The sequence below is a fragment of the Hymenobacter norwichensis DSM 15439 genome, assembly GCF_000420705.1.
Lineage (GTDB): Bacteria > Bacteroidota > Bacteroidia > Cytophagales > Hymenobacteraceae > Hymenobacter > Hymenobacter norwichensis.
The window spans coordinates 193,466-211,701 of record NZ_ATVL01000011.1 but is presented as its reverse complement, the minus strand read 5'-3'; the positions used below and the strand labels follow the sequence as shown (position 1 = coordinate 211,701).

Sequence of the window (18,236 nt, the reverse complement as noted above, 5' to 3'; positions counted from 1 at the left end):
AGTGGGAGTAAGACAGACTGTAAAATACCTAAATCGGCAGTGCACTTGCTAGTATTTGCCGGGCTTTTCAGGTGGGAAAACCTGGTGGGTTTCGCCGGGTGGCATTCGGTAGTGTATCACCCCATAATTCTGCGTAGCCTCAGTACAGCTTTACGCGGCCCGGCTGCGTACACGTACACTCACTAGCTTAACGCCACCCCATGAAAACGACCTTCGAATCTGAGTCCGACGCTCTGGCTGTACCCGGCAACACCCCAACCACTGCCCAAGCTCCTGCTACTACTCCCCCCAACGACGAAAACCAAGAAGCGCCCGTACCCGTTGCCGGTAACGGCGCACCCGATTACAGCCAAGTGGAAGTAAAAACAGAGCCCGAACTTCCTACTCCCGATAAAGCCGGCGGCAGTGCCACTGAACCCGAAAGCGGCGGCGGCTACAGCGGCTAGAGCATAGCAAAACAACTGAGTGGTTGTAGCTATGAACACTCTAAGAGCAGCTCATAACAAAGCAAAAGCCCTTGGCGAACCACGCGCCAAGGGCTTTTGCTTTGTTGGAATTTAACCTACTGCTGCGTAGCGCCGTGTTTATAATCACTCCGCTACTCAGTTACTCTAAACGGTACGCTAATATCAACGGAGCGGGCTGTGCGGCGGCCTTTGCTAATGGCGGGATACCACCGGGGACCTTCTTTCAACAACCGAATAGCTTCCGCGTCGCACTCTTCTGACAGGCTACTCATCACTTTGATATCCTGTAAGCTGCCATCTACGTCCACTGTAAAGCGGAGCTTCACAGTACCTTCTTTATTGTCTTTCAGCGCTTTCTCGGGGTACTCCAAATTTTTCTTTAGGTACTCCCGGAAAGCTTTGTAGCCGCCAGCCGGCAATGCCCCAACAGACATTGGCGCTGGGGGCCGCTCCCGCCGCACTACCACTACCTCGCTGAGCTGTTTGGTGTCGGGCGCCAGGGCCAGGGCCACGGTGCTATCAGCAGCTTTCAGGGTTTTCTCCGACACAGTATATCCTATGTAATGGAACGTCAGGGCTTTCACTGAGTCCGGTACTAGTAGCGCAAACGAACCGTCAGCTGCCGTGCTGGCCCCGATGGCTGTGCCTTTGGCCAGCACCGTTACACCCGGCAAAACGGCTCCGTTGGTTTGGTCGGTTACTTGGCCGCGTACCAGCCGCATACCAGCCGGCGCGGCCGTTGCCGACATGATACTACCCGCTAGAGCTCTTGTACCATCCGAAGATTTCTTTTTTGCAGCCCTTGGTGCCATAGGCTCTGGCTCCAATTTTCTGTAATTATTCAACGCGTATCCTTCTGAAGCAGCCTGCTTATCCGTTCGGGCCACACCACCAGAATCCGTTACAACAAGTTCTTTGCTATCCGCCACACCAGTGGCTTGGTTGCCTGCGCCGCTGGGTTCCATCAGGACCGCTACGTCACGGTTTCCCTGCTCATCATCAGGCAAAACAATTGGCTGCCGGTGTGCCCGCCGCAAGGCTACCGGCGGGCTCGCCGATGGACGGCGGGCAGAGGTTTGCTGGTCTGCTGGCGCGGTAGCAGCTGCCATTGCGCCAGCCGCTTCGGGAACCGACATGGGCGCCGGGGGCGGTACTGCATCCGATGAACGGGCGGGCCGCTGCATAGCTATTTGCGGAGCAGAAGCCGGGCCTTCGGTGGTACGGCGCACACCCAGCCACAAAGCTGCTGCCGCCAGCAGCACCAGCACAGCTGCCGCTATCTGCCGGAAGGGCCACAGCGGCACTACCGGCGTGGGCTCTATCTTTTCTTCGGCGACGCGGGTACGCAGCCTAGCTTGTAAGTCGGTTAGGGACTGGTCGGTGGTAGATAGGCTGGTTTGTGAAAGGCCTTCGAGGATATCGGCACACCGGGCACAAGCCAGTGTATGTGCTTCCACGCTGTGCTGCTCGGCCGCCGACAGCGTCCCGGCCACGTACTGCCGCAGCACTGCCATCGGCAAGTGCTGCCCCGCCGGTAAGCCGGCAGACAGGAAGGAAGCAGGGGACTGATTATCGGGCCGCATCGGAAGTGAAAGACGTGGTGGGCGGAGCTGATTCGAGGTAGCGCCGAAGGTTGCGCTTGCCGTTTTGCAGATGACTTTTAACTGAATTCAGGTCGAAACCAGTTTCCTGGCTGATGTCGCGGTAGCATTTCTTTTCCAGAAAAAATAACTCCAAACATCGTCGTTGGCCGGCGGGTAGGGCAGCCAGCGCGTGCTCCAGGGCTTGCAGGCGAGCTTCGGTGAAGGTGGCTTCGTCGGGGTCATCAGGTTCCAGATGCTCGGCCACCACCGATTCCATATCGGCCGCATCAGGAAAATGCAGCACCAATGCCCCGCCACGGTCGGGCCCCGGCCGCTGGCGGGCCCGCAGCACCATCAGGCAGTGGTTGCGGGCCGTAGCGTGCAGCCACGCCGGAAAGTTTTCCACCTCGTGCACCCGCAGCTTATCTACTAGCTGCTCGAAGAGCTGCATTACCGCATCCTGGGCATCAGCATCACCGGGGCCCAAGTAGCGCCGGCAGATGGCAAATACCTCGGGCATGTGCCGCTCGTAGAGTACGCCCAAGTCGGCCACTTCGCCGTGCTGGCGGTAGCGCGTCAGCAGCTCGGCATCGGACAGCTCGGCGGGCAACTTCGGACGGCGTTTGAAAAACATGCAGCACTACAACCCCGATGCGGTACCGCTCGTTCGGCTAGCTGCGGGCAGTGCCAAGATACGGCAGTTGGGGCGGTTGAACGACTGGCAGCGGCAATTGCACAAAGATTGTATTCGATTGTCTGCTGGCACGAACCTGCTTATTTATCGGAGTGGAAACCTAAAAACGGGCCTTGCTGCTAATCTTCAACCCGGAATTACACGTTATCTTGTTTGATATTCGAGCGGATACCACTCAGTAAAGCCGTCGTTTTTTCTAATTTCTGGTGCTATGCCACAGCCTCTTGCCGCTACGCTAACCCACCTACGCGTGGGCAACCAGACGTTCCTGACCACCTTCTATCAGGAGCACCGGGACATATTTGCCGCCTGGGCCCGCCAGCAGCACCAGTTGGCCCCAGCCGCCGCGCACGAGTTATTTCGGTCGGTTTTGCTGGAGTTCTACGACCAAGTGGCCGATGGCCGCCTGACCAAGCTGCCTGACGACGTACTCGAACACATGTACCACATGGCTGCACAGCAACTCAAAGCCACCTCCGCGGCGCTGCCAGTAGCCGAAGCCAGCCGCCGCAGCCGCTTACTAGAGCAGTTCGGGCAGCTTGGTTCCGACTGTCAGCAAGTGCTCATGTTCTTTTATTTCCGAGGCTATAATTTCAAGAAGCTGGCTGGTAAAATGGGCTTTGCCAACGCCACTGTTGGGCGGTTACAAAAAGCTAGTTGCCTGCGCCGCCTCTATGAGCTACACCTGCGGGGTGAATAAGGGAAGGTTTACCAGCTGGTTGCTGCATTGTTGATTGTTGAACGACCAGCATATGACTCTTTTTCTAGCAACGCCCAAAAAGTCAACTATTTACCAATCAACTATTAAATGGATCTGCGCCCTTATCTGGATGAACTAGAACGATTCGCCGACGGGCAACTGTCGGAAGCAGAGCAGGAAGCGTTTGAACAACGGCTGGCGCAGGACGAAAACCTAAGCGCTGCCTTTCAAGCATACGAGCAGTTCACCGCCGATTTGCGCTGGGTGGCCGGCCACGAAACTTTGCGCCTACGCCTACGCAATCTGGATAAGCGCCTCGACGAACGGCAAACAGCACTAACCAACCTTGAAACACGCACCCAAGCAGCCCGCATACGCTGGAGTTTGCTGGTAGTCGGCCTCGTGCTGGCGCTTGGCCTAGGAGCCTGGTTTCTGTTTCGGGCACGCCCGCTCGATGCCGAACGTGCCTGGGCCCATTATTACGTGCCCGACCCTGGCCTACCGGAAGCAACTGCTCAACGCACCAACAATCCGTTGTTAATCAAGGCCATGCGCCAGTACCGCGACGGGCACTACTCAGCAGCGCTGCACTCCTTGCGGCGGATTCCGGCCTCCACCCTCGGCGACGATACGCTGCTTTACTATACGGGGGTTATGCTGCTGCGCCAAGATGAGGCCGGGGCGGCCCGTTCTTACCTGACCCGCGCCGCTCAACTGCCGGCGTCGGAGCTGGCAGGGAAAGCGCGCTATCATTTGGCTATGGCCCAGCTGCGCACCGGCCAGCGCGAACAAGCGCGCGTTACCTTATACAGCATATCCCAGAACACCCAAAACCCTTATTGGGCCGAAGCGCAGGCGGCATTGCGGGCCCCTGAGCTTTTCCCGCACGACCTGTAGCGCGGAAATCTGTTCGGCGGCGAGCAGCCGGAACAGTAGCAACCGCAAAAGCCCTTTTCTCGTCTCGGTGAAGATGCGCTCTGTTCCTTGGCCCACCGCTTCCGACGGGGCGGCTTCCATCAGCATCATCATTCCCACTTACAAGGAAGCCGGGAGCATTGGGCGGCTGCTGCACCACCTGCGCCTAGTTACCGGACCGGATGCCGATTTGGAGTTGCTGGTGGTAGACGCCCACAGCCCCGACGACACGGCCGCCGAAGCCCGGCAGGCGGGTGCGCGGGTGGTACTATGCTCCCGCAAGGGGCGCGCCGTGCAACTCAACTTCGGTGCTGCTCAGGCCACTGGCCGCATCCTGTATTTCCTGCACGCCGACACCTATCCGCCCGCCGGATTCACTGCCGAAATCAGGCAGGCCGTGGCGCAGGGAGCTGGGGCCGGCTGCTACCGCCTGGCCTTCGACCACCCGAGCTGGTTCCTGAAAGCCAATGCCTGGTTCACGCGCTTTGGCCTGAACGTGTTTCGCTTCGGCGACCAAAGCCTGTTTGTACGCCAAGACGTCTTTGAGCAGGCTGGCGGCTACCGCGAAGACATGTTAGTGTTTGAAGACCAGGACGTTGCGCGCCGGCTGAAAAGGCTTGCTCCGTTTCGGGTGCTGCCCGGTCCTATCGTCACGTCGGCCCGCAAGTACCGCGACAATGGCGTCTGGCGACTTCAAGGCATTTACTACCTCATTACGGCTATGTACCAGCTAGGCCTGTCGCAGCAAAAAATGGTGGACGTGTACCGCCGCCTTATTCGGCAGGACAAGGTGTGACTGAGTGGGTTTGATGTTTCAACTACGTAGCTGGTGCAAACCGAACATAAAACTAACCTCCTCACTCACTTCTTCCGCCGCAGCGGATTCTGGATTGTCTCGTTGCCGATGAAGCTCTGGCCGTTGGTAGCCTGGTACTGCTGATACCGCTCCGCTTCTATTTTGCGGCGGTCCACGAAATACAGCCCACCCCGGAAGCCTCGGCGCCGCACCCAATTATTGATCAGGAAAGCGTGCGTCTTTTCCAGCTTGTTGGCGCCGCGCGTGGCTACACCATACTCCCCCTGGAAATACTGGCCTAGCTCCACAGGGGGCCGCACAATGCTGGCGGTGTCGCCGCGGCGCAGGCGCTCGGTATCGGCCACCCACTTGCCATTGATAATGTTCACGGCCGGATACGGCGAGGGGTTGCCCCACATAACCCGCCGCTGCGCGCCGTTCACGTTGGCAAACCATGGCAAGTGCGACATCACGAAGGCCGAAAAATAGGCGTACTCCACTGGGTTGTAGTTCCGCTCCCGAAACACCAACGTCACCTCCCGCCGCTCCATCCGAATAAGCCGGCGCAGCTCCTTACGGAAACGAGTATCGGCCAGGTATTCCAGCGCCTCCGCAAAGTTGTTGAACAGCAGCGTAAGGCCGTTGTAGTGCACTGCCCCGTGCAAGTAGTTGATGGCGTGCGGCATCCGGCGGCGTGTGCCATGCGGAATCTCCGGTGTCGGCACCGACTTACCCACCATGGCAGCCAGGAACTTACCCACTTTGCTGGCAATAATTTCGTCGGCTTCCGGCACGTAGTCCGCCACAGCCCACTCGGAGCCCACGGCCGTCCGGAACACCACATTGCGGGGCCAGACGGCACCTTGGGCATCTGGCATTTGGCCAGTCACCCACGGGTGCTCCGCCGACAGTAGCCCGGCGGGCATCTTATGCAGCGTGAGCAGCCGCATGACGTTCAGGGCCCCACCCGTATTATGCACCAGGTTGCCGCGCACGATATTCTGGAGCAGAAACGCCCGCTCTTTCACCCAGGCCCGCTTCCGGAGTTGCGCCGGAGCCGTGGCTACGTGGCGCATGTGCGGTACGGGCAAGGCGGGCACTGCAGTGGCGGCCGGCAGTTCATTGGCGTGGGGCTTCGTCATGTGTAATTAAGTAGAGGATAAGGAATGTAGTAAACAACGGCTCGTACTGAAATAGCCTGCCTAGCGCCAGTCCACTAGGTATCAGCGCCTAACGCTACACGAACAAGATAGGGCGTTCAGTATGTAGCGGCCTTGGGTTAGGTGAAATAAAAGCGCCACCCCAAAGGAGTGGCGCTTTTCTCTTGCTAATAATTGGCGCTGGCCACAGAAAGTATTTTAGCTCTGTCGAATGCCTGGATAACGATAGGTCACCTTGGGTTACGTTTAATAAACTTTCTACTGGCGCACCACGCGCTGGCGCAGCACGGTACCGTTGAGCTTGGCGGTCAGGATGTAGTTGCCGGCCGGGCACTCTGGCGTCAGCTGGGTTTGGTTGAAGCCGGCAGCTACCGATTGGGTGTGCTGCCACACTACGCGGCCCAAGGCGTCAGTGAGGGTGAAGGCGGCCGGAGCGGCGGCGGCGGCGGTTAGCTCCACCGTTAGGCTCTGGCTGAAGGCGGTGGGGTAGGCGGCAAACTGTGCGGCCACGGCTTGGTCGAACGATACGGTAACCGGCCCGAAATAGGTGGTGCGGCCGTCCCGGTCTTCTTGGCGCAGGCGGTAGTAGCGCACACCTTTCTTGTTGTCTTCCTGATCGATGAACTGATACGAGCGGGTAGTGGTAGCAGAACCTTCCTGCGCCAGCACGAAGCCTAGCGGACGGAATTGCCGACCATCAGTGCTTACTTCCACCCCAAAGCCGCGGTTGTTGGTTTCGGTAGCGGTAGTCCAGGTTACGAGAGCTTGCCGGTCGCGACGCACGGCGCGGAAGGCCGTGATGCCCACTGGTAGCGGACGCTGCACGTCACCCAAGGTCCAGCGCGAGAAGCCATCTACGTTGTTCAACTGAGCGTAGCCGGTGCCGCGGCTAGTGATGCCGCGTGGCATCCAGTTCGCACCACCATCAACCGATTTGAAGAAGCGCAGGTTGGCGGGCGTAACGCTGTTCAGTTCGTGGTCGAGGTAAGAGAACTTCAAACTCAGGTCGAGGCCGCTGGAAGTGGCAGCGTTTACGTCGTAATAGCGCAGAATGCCCTGGTTGCCGTTGGATGCAATGGGTGCCGTGCCAGTTACGCGCAGCACGTCGGTAGTGCCAGGCAGTACCGAACCACTATTCGGCGTCATTTCCAGGCCGATACCGCCAAAACGCTGGGTGGTAGCAGCTTGCACGTTGCGGGTGGCCAGCACCTTACCCAGCACATAGCTGTTATCGGTTTCGGTCATGCTGGCCTGCTCCAGTAGTTTGAGGGTGTTGGAGCCAGTAGCTAGCACGCCGTTAGTCAGCGTGAGCTGGCTGATGATGTCGGCATCGGCGGTAATGGTTTTGGTGCCGGTGCCGTTCACTTCCAGGTTAAAATATACCCCGCCGCTTACGGTTTGCGTCCCGTTGCCGGTGAGCTTCACCAAGCCCCCAACGCTGGTGAACAAGCCCCCCTGGCTGGTCATGTTGCCCGTAATTTCGAGCGTACCCTGGGTTTGGTTGTAAGTACCCGTATTGGCATTAATGAAGTCACCTACTACCAGCACGTTACCGGCGTTTTTCAGTAGGCCGTTGTTGCGGAGCGTACCCGTTACGTTCAGGCGGCCACCGGCTTCCACATTTACAATCTGGCCGCTGGCTACCGTGAAGCTGGTTACTTCGGTGGCCGCGCTGGAGTTAAGGCTAACTACGCCACCTTGGCCGCTGCTCACATTCGTTACAGTGATATTGGCCACCGCCGTCTGGCCGCTCTCCAGGCTCATGGCCGTGAGTGGCTGGAAGGTGTTGGTCATGCTCACGTTGCTCACCGAATTGCCGGAGAGTGTGCTGCTAACGCCCATACCGCAGGTAACCACAATGCCACGGAACGAAGCGCCATCGTTCAACCAAGAACCGCCGCCGCTCTGGGCATTGCGGCCGCCAATCTTGTTACCGCTGATGGTGTTGTTGGTAGAGGCCACGCCTGGCTCGAAGTCGATGGCCGTTTGGGCGGCGGTGGGCACGATGGCCGCATCATAATAGATGCTGTTGTTGGATACGTTCCAGTTCAGGCCGTTGCCGCCCAATACTTGCAAGCCATTGCGCTCGAAATTCACTAGCTCGTTGTCCACTACGGTAACCGCATCGTTGGCAACGCCATTGCGCAGGTTCAGGGCATAAATTAGGGTGCTGGGCAGCAAGGAGTTCGAAGCGTTGGCAATCCGGTTGCCGCGCAACGTATTGTGGTCGTTGCCGGTGCCGCCGCTGGCCGCGTTACCAATAGTTATTACCCCGAAGCCTGGCTGCCGGCAGCTGCCCAACACTTGGGCATTCACCACGGCATTGTTTTGCGCGTCGTTCTGAAACAGAACGGTTGTCACTAGGTCGTCGGTTTGCTTGAGAGTAAGCGCCCGGTTAACGGTGCCATTGTTGCCACTCACCGTTACGTAGCGGCTACCCGTATCGAAGGTAAGCGTGCCTTCAATAACAGTGGTTACTCCGGCAGCGGGCCGGATGGTAATAGGGTTGAGGGCTGTACCCGCCTGCGTGATGCGCACGTTTTCGGTGTAGTTGGCATCCAGCAGTTGAATGCTAACTGCGTCGGAAGGCACCCCAACGATTGAAGCTAAGGCATCACTAATAGTGGGATAGTTGCCGCCGGCCCCAACCGTTTTCACGATGGGTGCCGCCCAGCCCGATGAGGCTAGCAGCAGAAAAGATCCAGCCAGCAGTCCGCGCACGGGATTGCCCTCAGTGGCAGCGGAAAAGGTCGAACGAAGTAGTTGTGTTTTCATTCTGATTTGGTCGTGTAGTTACAGTTAAAAAAGCGGGCGCGCTGCCGCCACAATCCAACAGCCTCTTGAGATGATTATAACACCGTGCGTGGCAGGTGCACCGAGTGGCATTGGGTTAGAGTCGTAACTAAACGGACTTTCGAAAACCGTATAGTTCAAATTTTAAACAACCCAGTGACATTGCCCTTTGTATCACTCATCAAATATAAGTGCAAAAACCAAATCACAAGTAAATTTTAGATTTAATCTGTATTAAGCATCCAGCAATTCTCGATAAACACTGACTTTTTGTAGATGAACGCAATTCACAACACTATCAAAGCTATGTATAAGCATCTTTAAAACTGTCTTTTATCAACATAGAATGATTCCACAAAGAACCAATCAGACTCATAATAACAATACTTGTTTTGTAATTATACCAGTTGGTTTTTGAAAATATTTTGGTTCTCATATTATAAATTCATATTTACTGAAAACGAATCCTAGATAAGTGATAGCACAAGCACAAAAGACCCACTCCATATAATAGCATAGAGTGAGGTGCAGTGGGCTATAGCAGGCGGTGGCCTCAGCGGCGGGCTATGCCATAAGGTGCTTCTAGGTTACGCAGTAGCGTCAGGTCGAAAGAATCGAGGTTGAGGGCAGCCATGTGAGCTAGCTCTGGGTTATGCCGGTACACGCAACCTGTGTCGAGGCTGATAGCGCCGGCCTTCACGCGGACTTGGCGCTGCACTTCAGCAGTGGGCGTGGGTACGTGGCCGTGTATCAGGTGGCGCCCTTGGAGGCGGGAGGCGTCATAGGTGAATTGCTTGATGTTAAGCATGGTGTGCCAATCGGTGCGCAACTGGTTGGGGGGCAGCCGGAAGTTGTAGCCCGCGTGTACCAGCGCAAAGCCTTCCGTATCGAGCTGGTACGGCAGTTCGTCGAGCCAGCGCAGATATACATCCGGAATGTCTTCGGAGCGCGTCACGCCAAAGCTTTCTAGGGTGAGCTGCCGGTCGGCGGCAGAGGCCCAGGTGAGGTGGTGCAGGCCCTTGGCGGCATCCAGTAACTCCTGGTCGTGGTTGCCGCGCAGGCAGTGCACCCGAAACCCACGCTGCGGCAGGGCCATCAGGTAGTCAAGCACGCCGCGGCTATCGGGGCCTTTGTTTACGTAGTCACCCAGCACAAATAGCTCGTCGTCCGGCGTCAGGTGCAACTCGTGCTCTAGCAGCTGCCGGAAGGTTTGCAGACAGCCATGCAAATCGGTGGTGACGTAGCGGGCCATAGGTCAGGCAGCAAGAACAGGTGAGGAATATGGAACGAGCAGGTGGCGGCTAGATGATTCCGCTTGGATTTCGTTTGAGCAATACAGGAAATGAAAAAAGCACCTGCCTGTTGCGGCAAGTGCTTTTCGTTACTCGGTGCTTATTAGTTGTAAGCGGGCTTGTCAAGGTCCGGCTTATCGAGGTTGCGGTTGGGATGACGGAGGCCGGCATCGTCAGCTTCCTGCTGCAACCTCTCCTCGGTCTGCTCGTCCAGGTCGTTTACGGGCAAGTTGCCAGCGCCTTTGGGCTGTTCGCTTTGAGTAGGGCTGCCGTGGTTTTCTTTCGACTGCTGGTTGGTGTTATTGCTGTGGTCAGACATGGCAGTGAAAATTAAAGGGTGAGAAATATTGATCAATAGTGACTAGTTACCAGTGTCTATAACCTAGCAGCTAACCACTGGTAACACACAAACTACTACTGGTCGATGGCTGTATCGGTGGCGTCGGGGTCGGTGAGGTCGGCGTTGGTGCCTTGGCGGGCGAGGTCGGCGTTGGTGGGCTGGCGCTGCTCCATCTGGCCCATGCCGACACCGGAATCTGGGTCTTCCATTTCGTCGGGGCCGGAACGGGCATCATCGGCGTCCAATTCATCTACCGGGCGGCGCGCTTCTATTGGGGCGTCGTCATCGTCGTCGTTGATGAGGTCGGGATTGGGAATATCCTCATTGGGCTGCATTGGGCGGCCTTCGTCGTCGGAGCGAATATTATCGGCGGGGTGCTCGGTCCGGTCAGCGTCTTCGTTTACGGCTACTGCCGTTATGCCGGTGCCACTGTCGGTGCCGTAGCCTTCTTTGCCTTCCCGGTTGCCAAAACCACCGCGGGCCGCTTCTTTTTTGGGTGGGTCGCCGCCGGGGGTGATATGGCCGGCAGCCATTTCTTGCTCAGTGGTGTCGTCGAGGTTGATGACGCGGACGGGACGGTCATTGGGGTCAATAGCCATAGCAGAAGTGAGTTCGTGGTGGGTGATTATGTATGTGTACTGAGGCGTGCGGATTTGGGTTTAGCTTTGGTGGCTTCAGTTCCCTAAAATATTCCTGCCGTTTATCTGGTTCGCTATACCTACTCCTACCCTTTTCACCAGCCGTCTTGTTGAGATACTGTTACGGCATCTAGCTTCTACTATTGCCTTAAATTATCCGTGTTATTGGGGCGTGGTTATAACAGCTATAGTTAGCGGATGCCAACCCTCAACGGCTTTTGATCAGCAGGTATGGCTAAGAAACGCAGATATGACAGACAGGTATAATCCCAGGCGTCATATGGTAGAGGAAGTGATGAATCAGCAACTACACGTAGGCATGTCGCGCCAGCAAGTCATGCAGCTACTTGGGCCACCGTACCAGGAGCAAACTACTTATATCTTGCCTACTCCTATGTCATTGCCCGATTCCCTAAACTTACCGGGCTCGGCAAAGCTGACTAAAAAACAACTGCTACAACATAGTATCAGAATTCAGCATTTCTACCCGGTAAATGGCCGTCCCGTTAGGCTGCTGGAATACCCCGTTGGATGGTCTACTATAGACCCTAATTTTCTGACTGTTGCGCTTACGCCAGATGACCGCCTATTGCGGAGTTGGGTAGCCCAACATTAGGCTGTTCACCTCTGCGTTTTATTCGCTCCTCCTTTCTCAACGGTACTACTTCTACTATGCTCCCTCCTATCCGCTCCGTTACCAGCCTGCTCCAACACCTTGACGCTAGTCAGCCAGTGAAGTATCTCTTCTTTTGGGGCCATACCCGCCCGGCGGAAGCCGCACTAGGCAAAGAGTGTTTCAGCCAATGGCACCCGGCGTCTTTTACTGTGGAGGGCGACACCTACGCCACCGCCGAGCACTACATGATGGCCGAAAAAGCCCGCCTGTTCAACGACGAAGCCACTCGTACGCTTATCCTGCAAGCCACCCACCCTGACCAAGCCAAAAAGCTAGGGCGCCGGGTGCAGAACTTCGATGAAGCCCGCTGGAATGACGCCCGTTTCGAGGTGGTGGTGCGGGGCAACGCGGCCAAGTTCAGCCAGCATCCGGAACTGCGGGAGTATCTGATGCAAACCGAGTCGCGCGTGCTAGTGGAAGCCAGCCCCGTGGATGCCATCTGGGGCATTGGGCTGGCGCAGGATAGTCCGCACGCCGCTACCCCCAGCGAGTGGCGCGGCCTCAACCTGCTCGGCTTTGCTTTGATGGAAGTACGCGACCAGCTTTCTTAACCTGACCCGTTATGTGGATTGAACACGACAACGCCCTGACTTGCACCTTCCGCTTCCCCGATTTCAAGGCGGCCTTTGCCTTCATGACCGACGTGGCCGCCGCGGCGGAGCGCCTCGACCATCACCCGTGGTGGGCCAACGAATACAGTACCGTGGAGTTCCGGCTGCGCACCCACGACGCGGGCAACACCGTCACGCAGCGCGACCATCGGCTGGCCGCCGCCATTGATGAGATGGCCGCCCAGCACGGGGGTGCGAGGGGGTAGGTGGGCAGGAGGGTAAGAAGGCAACAGGGGAAAGAATTTATCGTGCCACCTTCTCACCCACAACGCTTACCCTCCTACCCTCATTACCTCCTCACCTGTTCCCTGCCTACCTTTGCGCCATGTCAGAAACCACCCCGACGCTGCTTTACCTCGTGCCCACGCCCATTGGCAACCTGGAGGACATTACCCTGCGGGCCATCCGGATTTTGGGCGAAGTGGATACCGTGTTGGCTGAGGATACCCGCACCAGCGGCCGGCTGCTACAGCACCTGGGGTTGAAGAAGCCTATGCTCAGCTACCACCTTCACAACGAGCACCAGCAAGTGCAGCGCCTGCTGGAACGCTTGGAACGCGGCGAAACCATGGCCCTGGTATCGGATGCGGGCACGCCCGGAATTTCCGACCCGGGCTTTTTGTTGGTACGGGAGTGCTTGGCGCGGGGCCTGAAAGTGGAGTGCCTGCCGGGCGCCACCGCCTTTGTGCCGGCCTTGCTGAAGTCGGGCTTTGGGGCCGAGCGGTTCACGTTCGAGGGGTTTCTGCCGGTGAAGAAAGGCCGCCAGACGCGCCTCAAAGAACTGGCGCATGAGCACCGCACCATGATTTTCTACGAGTCGCCGCACCGCATTGTAAAAACGCTGGAGCAGCTGGCCGAGGTACTGGGTGCCGACCGGCCCGCGTCGGTGAGCCGGGAACTAACCAAGCTGTTTGAAGAAACCGTAACGGCCCCGCTCTCCGAACTGGCCGCCAACTTCGCCGCCCGGGCCGCCATCAAAGGCGAGATTGTGCTGGTGGTGCAGGGCCGCAAAGAAGAACGTATTAAAGAAGACCGTTACGCTACCGAAGAAGAAAGTGACGACTAAATCAACTCTCGAAGTGCAGGCCACCGCCCCGGCTACTGGCCTGGCATATTGGCAGCCCAGTTTGCTGGCCGTGCTCGGTGCCGCATTGCTGTGGCTGGGCTGGCCGGTGCATCCGGCCCCACTGGCGGCAGTGCTGCTGGTGGCCTGGGTGCCGTACCTGCGCATGGAGCAACTCCTGACGCAGCGCGGCGCCAGCGGCTGGAAAGTGTTCCGCTACACCTATCTGTCCCTGGTGCTCTGGAACGCCTTCACTACGTGGTGGGTGAGTTTCAGCACCTTGGGCGGCGGCATTGCGGCGGTGGTGCTCAATGCCCTGCTGATGTGCATTCCCACCATGGCCTTCTACCACACCAAGCGGCTGGCGGGCCCCAAGCTGGGCTACATTTCGTTGCCCATTTACTGGATTGCTTTCGAGCAGCTACACCTGCACTGGGACCTGACCTGGCCCTGGCTCACGCTCGGCAACGGCTTCGCGCAAGCCAACCAGTGGGTGCAGTGGTACGAGTACACTGGCTTCCTGGGCGGCTCGCTCTGGATGTGGGTGGTGAATATTCTGGTGTTCCGGGCGTGGTTCGGTTTCTCTAGCAACGCTCCTCGCACCAGCCAAGCCGGCGTTGTGCACCAGCCCGGAACCGCACCGCTGGGCCGGCCGTTAGCTACCCGCTGGCTGGCGCCGTTGCTGGCTATCTTGCTGCCGGTTGCGCTGTCGTATGGCATTGGGGCTACCTACCAGGAAAAGGGCAAAACTGCCGAGGTAGTGGTGGTACAGCCCAACGTAGACCCATTCCTAGAGAAGTTCAGCAGCAACCCCAATTTCATTCCGTACGACCAGCAGCTTAGCCGCCTCATCAGCCTGACCGAGCAGCAGCTCACGCCCCAAACCAAGCTGGTGCTCTGGCCCGAAACGGCCTTGGAGGAAGTGTATTCCGAAGCCGCTTTCGAGATGAACCCCAAGGTGATGCGCCTGCGCCAGTGGTTAGCCGCGCACCCTGGCGTGGAGCTTATTACGGGCATCACCAGCATCAAAATGTACGGCCCAACTAAGGAAACGGCCACGCCCACCGCCCGCTTCCGCGACGACCTAGGGTACTACGACATCTTCAATACGGCCGCGCATTTTCCGGGCGCTACCGGCGCAGTTACGTTCTACCATAAGTCGCGGCTGGTGCCGGGCGTGGAGAAGGTACCAGTGGTGCTCACCAAGCTCATTGCCAACATTGACTTGGGCGGCGTGGTAGGCTCCTACGGCAGCCAGGAAGAACGCACCGTGTTCAACACCACTGACCCCAACCTGCGCCTCGGACCAAGCATCTGCTACGAGTCAGTGTACGGCGACTTCATGGCGCAATACGTGAAAAACGGCGCCACGCTCATCGGCATCATCACCAACGACGGCTGGTGGAGCGACTCGCCGGGCCATTTGCAGCACATCCAATACGCCACCCTGCGCGCCATCGAAACCCGCCGCGACATTGCTCGCTCAGCCAACACCGGCATTTCAGGTTTCATCAACCAGAAAGGCGAAATCACGCAGCAAACCAACTGGTGGGTGCAAGCCTCCCAGCGCGGCACCGTGCACCTAAACGAGGAAAAAACCTTCTACGTGCAGCACGGCGAGCTACTAGGCCCTACCACGCAGGTGCTGGCGGTATTGCTGCTGGGCTTTGTGGTGGTACAAGCTGCCCGTGGCCGACAAAAGGTTGGCTAACGATGAGGAAAACAGCTTTCATCACTCAGCCTGTATCTGAGTTGAAGCGCCTGATGATGCACGAGACAGATGGTGGCGTGTACCTATTTGGCTACAACAAAATCGAGGATGCAAGCTGCTTATGGGATGAGTGGTATGACTCGGTGGCTGAGGCAGAATCCGCCGGTGAGGAGTATGGAGTTGCCCCCACTGATTGGCAGGTAGTGCCAGACCCTTTGGAAGGTTGCCAACAGGACTGGATTACTCCAGTGCGCGTAAAAGGTCACACTGATAGTCAACTCCAAAAGAGCAGTTTCGAGAAGCTGGTTGATGGCCAGTGGCTCCCACTTACCTCATGATTGTAGTTACACGCTCGACATTCAATTGCACACGGCATAAGCGGTAGCTTGTGCCATATTCTTACCTCATGGATTTCAACCAACTCAGCCACCAAGTGGCCGACATTGCCCGCCGCGCTGGCCAGTTTATTCGGCAGGAAGCCCAGAACTTCGACCGCGGCCGCGTGGAGAATAAAGGCTTGCACGACATGGTATCGTATGTGGACCAGCAGAGTGAGCGGCAGTTAGTAGCCGAGCTAAGCGCTTTATTGCCCGAAGCTGGTTTCATCACCGAAGAAGGTACCACCACCGTGGGCCGGGCCGAGGAATTCAACTGGATTATCGACCCGCTCGATGGCACTACCAACTTCATCCACGGCCAGCCGGCTTATTGCGTGAGCGTGGCCCTGATGCAGCGCCAAGAGCTAGTGGTAGGCGTGGTGTATGAAATCAACCAGGACGAATGCTTCCGGGCGGCGCTGGGTGGCGGCGCCTTCTGCAACGAGCGGCCCCTGCGCGTATCCACCGCCGACGACCTGCACGACACGCTGCTGGCCACTGGCTTCCCCTACTACAAGTTCGACCGGCTCGACCAATATCTGGCTATCTTGAGCTTATTCATGCAGAACACCCACGGCCTGCGCCGCGTGGGTTCCGCCGCGCTGGATTTGGCCTACGTAGCCGCCGGCCGCTTCGACGCTTACTTCGAGTTCAACATCAACTCTTACGATGTAGCCGCTGGCATCCTGCTGGTACGCGAAGCCGGCGGCCGCGTCACGCAGTTCACCGAGGATGGCGACCCTATTTTCGGCCGCGAAGTGGTAGCCAGCAACGGCCACATCCACGAGAAGATGCAGGAAACCATTCGGCAGCACTGGAAGTAATAGCCTGACAGTCCACGAATTTAAAAAGGCCCAACTCTATATAGAGTCGGGCCTTTTTATTGGCCTGCTAGCATTACACCATATTAATGAACGTCATGCAGAGGCGCAGCCGAAGCATCTCGCTCGAATCGTTGAATTAGTAATTTAGCGTCAGCACGCGAGACGCTTCGGCTGCGCCTCTGCATGACGGGCTATTTTGCCTGTTCAGGTGGGCTTCTATTTCAGGCTGTATTTACTCTTAAACTTGCGGTTTAAGTAGAGTTGCTTGTTCTCGGAGCTGAACGCGCGGCCGTCGATGTAGGCGCGGGTGATGTTGTTGGTGCGCATGTCGAGTAAGTCGCCGCTACTCACGACCAGGGTGGCGCTTTTGCCGGCTTCCAGGCTGCCGTAGTCTTTGTCGATGCCCAGGATGCGGGCGGGGCTGAGTGTTACGGCGGTGAGGGCTTGCTCCTTGGTGAGGCCGTAGCCGGCAGAAGTGCCCGCAATAAAGGCTAGGTTGCGGGAGCCGGCCGTTTCCATGCTACCCTCATAATCAAGGCAGTAGCGGACACCGGCCTGCTGCAAGATGTTGGGCAGTTTGTAGGGCAGGTCGTAGTCGTCGCCGGGGCGGCGGGGTAGGGCGTGCGTGCGCGACAGTACTACAGCAATGTCGTGCTGCTTGAGGAAGTCCAGCATCATCCAGGCGTCGCGGGCGCCTACCACGGCTACTTTCTGCACTCCCAGGCGCTTGGCAAAGCTCACGGCTTCCACGATTTCCTTGCCGTAATCAGCGTGAATGAACAGGGTTTTGGAGCCATCGAACAAGCCGCTTAGCGAAGACAAGAGCAGGTTTTCGCGGTGGCCGGCTGGTAGCTGTTTGTAGGCGGCGGCTTCCGTGAGCATGGCTTCCAGGTCGCGCAGCTGGGTTTGGCGGTCCTTGTTGCGGCGCTCCAGGGCTTTTTCGTCTTCGGCGGCACTGAGCTTGAGCACCATGGCCGGCCAGTTCAGGTGCAGGCCGTCATCGGGGCGCACGGCGGCGTCCTGCCAGTTCCACGCATCCAGCTGCACGATGCTGCTTTGGCCGGAAAGCAGGCCGCCGCGGGGCGTAATCTGGGCCAGCAGCACGCCGTTGGTGCGTACCGTCGGGATGATGTCGGAGTCGGTGTTGTAGGCAATCAGGGAGCGGACGTGGGGGTTCATGGTGCCCACTTCCTGCTCGTCCACCGTCGCCCGGATGGATTCCACTTCGGTGAGTCCCAGCGTGGTGTTAGGCAGAATCAGGCCCGGATACACCTCCTGCCCTTTTACGTCAATCACCTCGTAGCCAGTGCGCTGTGTGAATCCGCCTTGGGTTCCGGCATACGTAATACGGCCTTTATCAAACGCCACGGCGGCATCGGGTACTACCGTGCCATTGCCGACGTGGAGGTTGCCACCCACCAGCAAAATAGGTTTGCTTTGGGCAGGAGCCGGCACGGGCACCTGCGCCGCCGCCGTGAAAGCCGCTAGCAAAGGCAAAGAGAGAAGAAACTGTTTCATAGTTGAGTTCATAAGAAGGATGGTTCCCCTCCTTGTTGAAAGGAGGGGTGCCCGAAGGGCGGGGTGGTTTACTCGTTG

18 protein-coding genes are annotated in these 18,236 nt (G+C 57.9%); 10 read left to right on the top strand and 8 right to left on the bottom strand.

The features are described 5' to 3' along the window. Positions 1 to 200 precede the first annotated feature (200 nt). A complete protein-coding gene (locus G536_RS32530) occupies positions 201 to 446 on the top strand; it encodes a hypothetical protein (RefSeq protein WP_022825679.1) in 246 nt (81 codons plus the stop codon). Positions 447 to 598: 152 nt separating this feature from the next. On the opposite strand, the gene G536_RS0121540 is transcribed toward G536_RS32530, so the two are convergent. Both G536_RS0121540 and G536_RS29310 read right to left on the bottom strand, forming a co-directional pair. Further along, positions 599 to 2,050 (bottom strand): TonB family protein, encoded by a 1,452-nt coding sequence (locus tag G536_RS0121540; protein WP_026880462.1) that lies wholly within the window; start codon positions 2,048 to 2,050, stop codon positions 599 to 601. Further along, complete coding sequence (locus tag G536_RS29310) at positions 2,037 to 2,684, bottom strand: RNA polymerase sigma factor (RefSeq protein ID WP_022825677.1); 648 nt, start codon at positions 2,682 to 2,684, stop codon at positions 2,037 to 2,039. The genes G536_RS0121540 and G536_RS29310 overlap by 14 nt, the downstream gene beginning before the upstream one ends. A gap of 271 nt (positions 2,685 to 2,955) precedes the next feature. Here G536_RS29310 and G536_RS0121530 point away from each other — a divergent pair, with 271 nt between their 5' ends. From G536_RS0121530 to G536_RS0121520, 3 genes are all read left to right on the top strand, one after another. Beyond that, positions 2,956 to 3,444 carry a hypothetical protein gene (locus G536_RS0121530; RefSeq protein ID WP_022825676.1) on the top strand — a complete coding sequence of 163 codons (489 nt, stop codon included), beginning with the start codon at positions 2,956 to 2,958 and terminating at the stop codon, positions 3,442 to 3,444. A 108-nt stretch (positions 3,445 to 3,552) separates the two neighbouring features. After that, positions 3,553 to 4,341: a tetratricopeptide repeat protein gene (locus G536_RS0121525; RefSeq protein WP_022825675.1), complete on the top strand. Its 789-nt coding sequence runs from the start codon at positions 3,553 to 3,555 to the stop codon at positions 4,339 to 4,341. A gap of 73 nt (positions 4,342 to 4,414) precedes the next feature. Continuing rightward, positions 4,415 to 5,155 (top strand): TIGR04283 family arsenosugar biosynthesis glycosyltransferase, encoded by a 741-nt coding sequence (locus G536_RS0121520; protein WP_022825674.1) that lies wholly within the window; start codon positions 4,415 to 4,417, stop codon positions 5,153 to 5,155. A gap of 65 nt (positions 5,156 to 5,220) precedes the next feature. Here the strand turns inward: G536_RS0121520 and G536_RS0121515 are convergent, their stop codons facing one another. The 5 genes from G536_RS0121515 to G536_RS0121495 all read right to left on the bottom strand — a co-directional run bounded on the left by G536_RS0121515 (position 5,221) and on the right by G536_RS0121495 (position 11,339). Next, positions 5,221 to 6,297, bottom strand: a complete 1,077-nt coding sequence (locus G536_RS0121515) for a hypothetical protein (RefSeq protein WP_022825673.1) — start codon at positions 6,295 to 6,297, stop codon at positions 5,221 to 5,223. Positions 6,298 to 6,573: 276 nt separating this feature from the next. Then, a complete protein-coding gene (locus G536_RS31080; RefSeq protein ID WP_022825672.1) occupies positions 6,574 to 9,090 on the bottom strand; it encodes a T9SS type A sorting domain-containing protein in 2,517 nt (838 codons plus the stop codon). Between the two features lie 571 nt (positions 9,091 to 9,661). Continuing rightward, complete coding sequence (locus G536_RS0121505; protein ID WP_022825671.1) at positions 9,662 to 10,360, bottom strand: metallophosphoesterase family protein; 699 nt, start codon at positions 10,358 to 10,360, stop codon at positions 9,662 to 9,664. 143 nt (positions 10,361 to 10,503) lie between these two features. Next, on the bottom strand, positions 10,504 to 10,719 hold the full coding sequence (locus tag G536_RS29300) for a hypothetical protein (protein ID WP_157530834.1): 216 nt from the start codon (positions 10,717 to 10,719) through the stop codon (positions 10,504 to 10,506). 95 nt (positions 10,720 to 10,814) lie between these two features. Next, positions 10,815 to 11,339: a hypothetical protein gene (locus G536_RS0121495; RefSeq protein WP_022825669.1), complete on the bottom strand. Its 525-nt coding sequence runs from the start codon at positions 11,337 to 11,339 to the stop codon at positions 10,815 to 10,817. Between the two features lie 711 nt (positions 11,340 to 12,050). On the opposite strand from G536_RS0121495, the gene G536_RS0121490 reads away from it, so the two are divergent. From G536_RS0121490 to G536_RS0121465, 6 genes are all read left to right on the top strand, one after another. After that, entirely contained in the window at positions 12,051 to 12,605 is a 555-nt protein-coding gene (locus G536_RS0121490; protein ID WP_022825668.1) for a riboflavin biosynthesis intermediates N-glycosidase, read from the top strand. Positions 12,606 to 12,616: 11 nt separating this feature from the next. Then, positions 12,617 to 12,871, top strand: a complete 255-nt coding sequence (locus G536_RS0121485) for a 4a-hydroxytetrahydrobiopterin dehydratase (protein WP_022825667.1) — start codon at positions 12,617 to 12,619, stop codon at positions 12,869 to 12,871. A 119-nt stretch (positions 12,872 to 12,990) separates the two neighbouring features. Continuing rightward, the gene (gene rsmI, locus G536_RS0121480; RefSeq protein WP_022825666.1) at positions 12,991 to 13,731 is read left to right on the top strand and encodes a 16S rRNA (cytidine(1402)-2'-O)-methyltransferase; all 741 of its coding nucleotides are present in this window, start codon (positions 12,991 to 12,993) and stop codon (positions 13,729 to 13,731) included. Further along, positions 13,721 to 15,439, top strand: coding sequence for an apolipoprotein N-acyltransferase (gene lnt / locus G536_RS0121475; protein ID WP_245575873.1), 1,719 nt, complete (start codon positions 13,721 to 13,723; stop codon positions 15,437 to 15,439). Before rsmI ends, lnt begins: the two co-directional genes overlap by 11 nt. Before the next feature lie 2 nt (positions 15,440 to 15,441). Next, positions 15,442 to 15,777, top strand: coding sequence for a hypothetical protein (locus G536_RS0121470; protein WP_022825664.1), 336 nt, complete (start codon positions 15,442 to 15,444; stop codon positions 15,775 to 15,777). Between the two features lie 50 nt (positions 15,778 to 15,827). Beyond that, a complete protein-coding gene (locus G536_RS0121465; protein ID WP_342664774.1) occupies positions 15,828 to 16,640 on the top strand; it encodes an inositol monophosphatase family protein in 813 nt (270 codons plus the stop codon). 216 nt (positions 16,641 to 16,856) lie between these two features. On the opposite strand, the gene G536_RS0121460 is transcribed toward G536_RS0121465, so the two are convergent. After that, positions 16,857 to 18,158, bottom strand: coding sequence for an amidohydrolase family protein (locus G536_RS0121460; RefSeq protein ID WP_022825662.1), 1,302 nt, complete (start codon positions 18,156 to 18,158; stop codon positions 16,857 to 16,859). Positions 18,159 to 18,236: the final 78 nt, after the last annotated feature.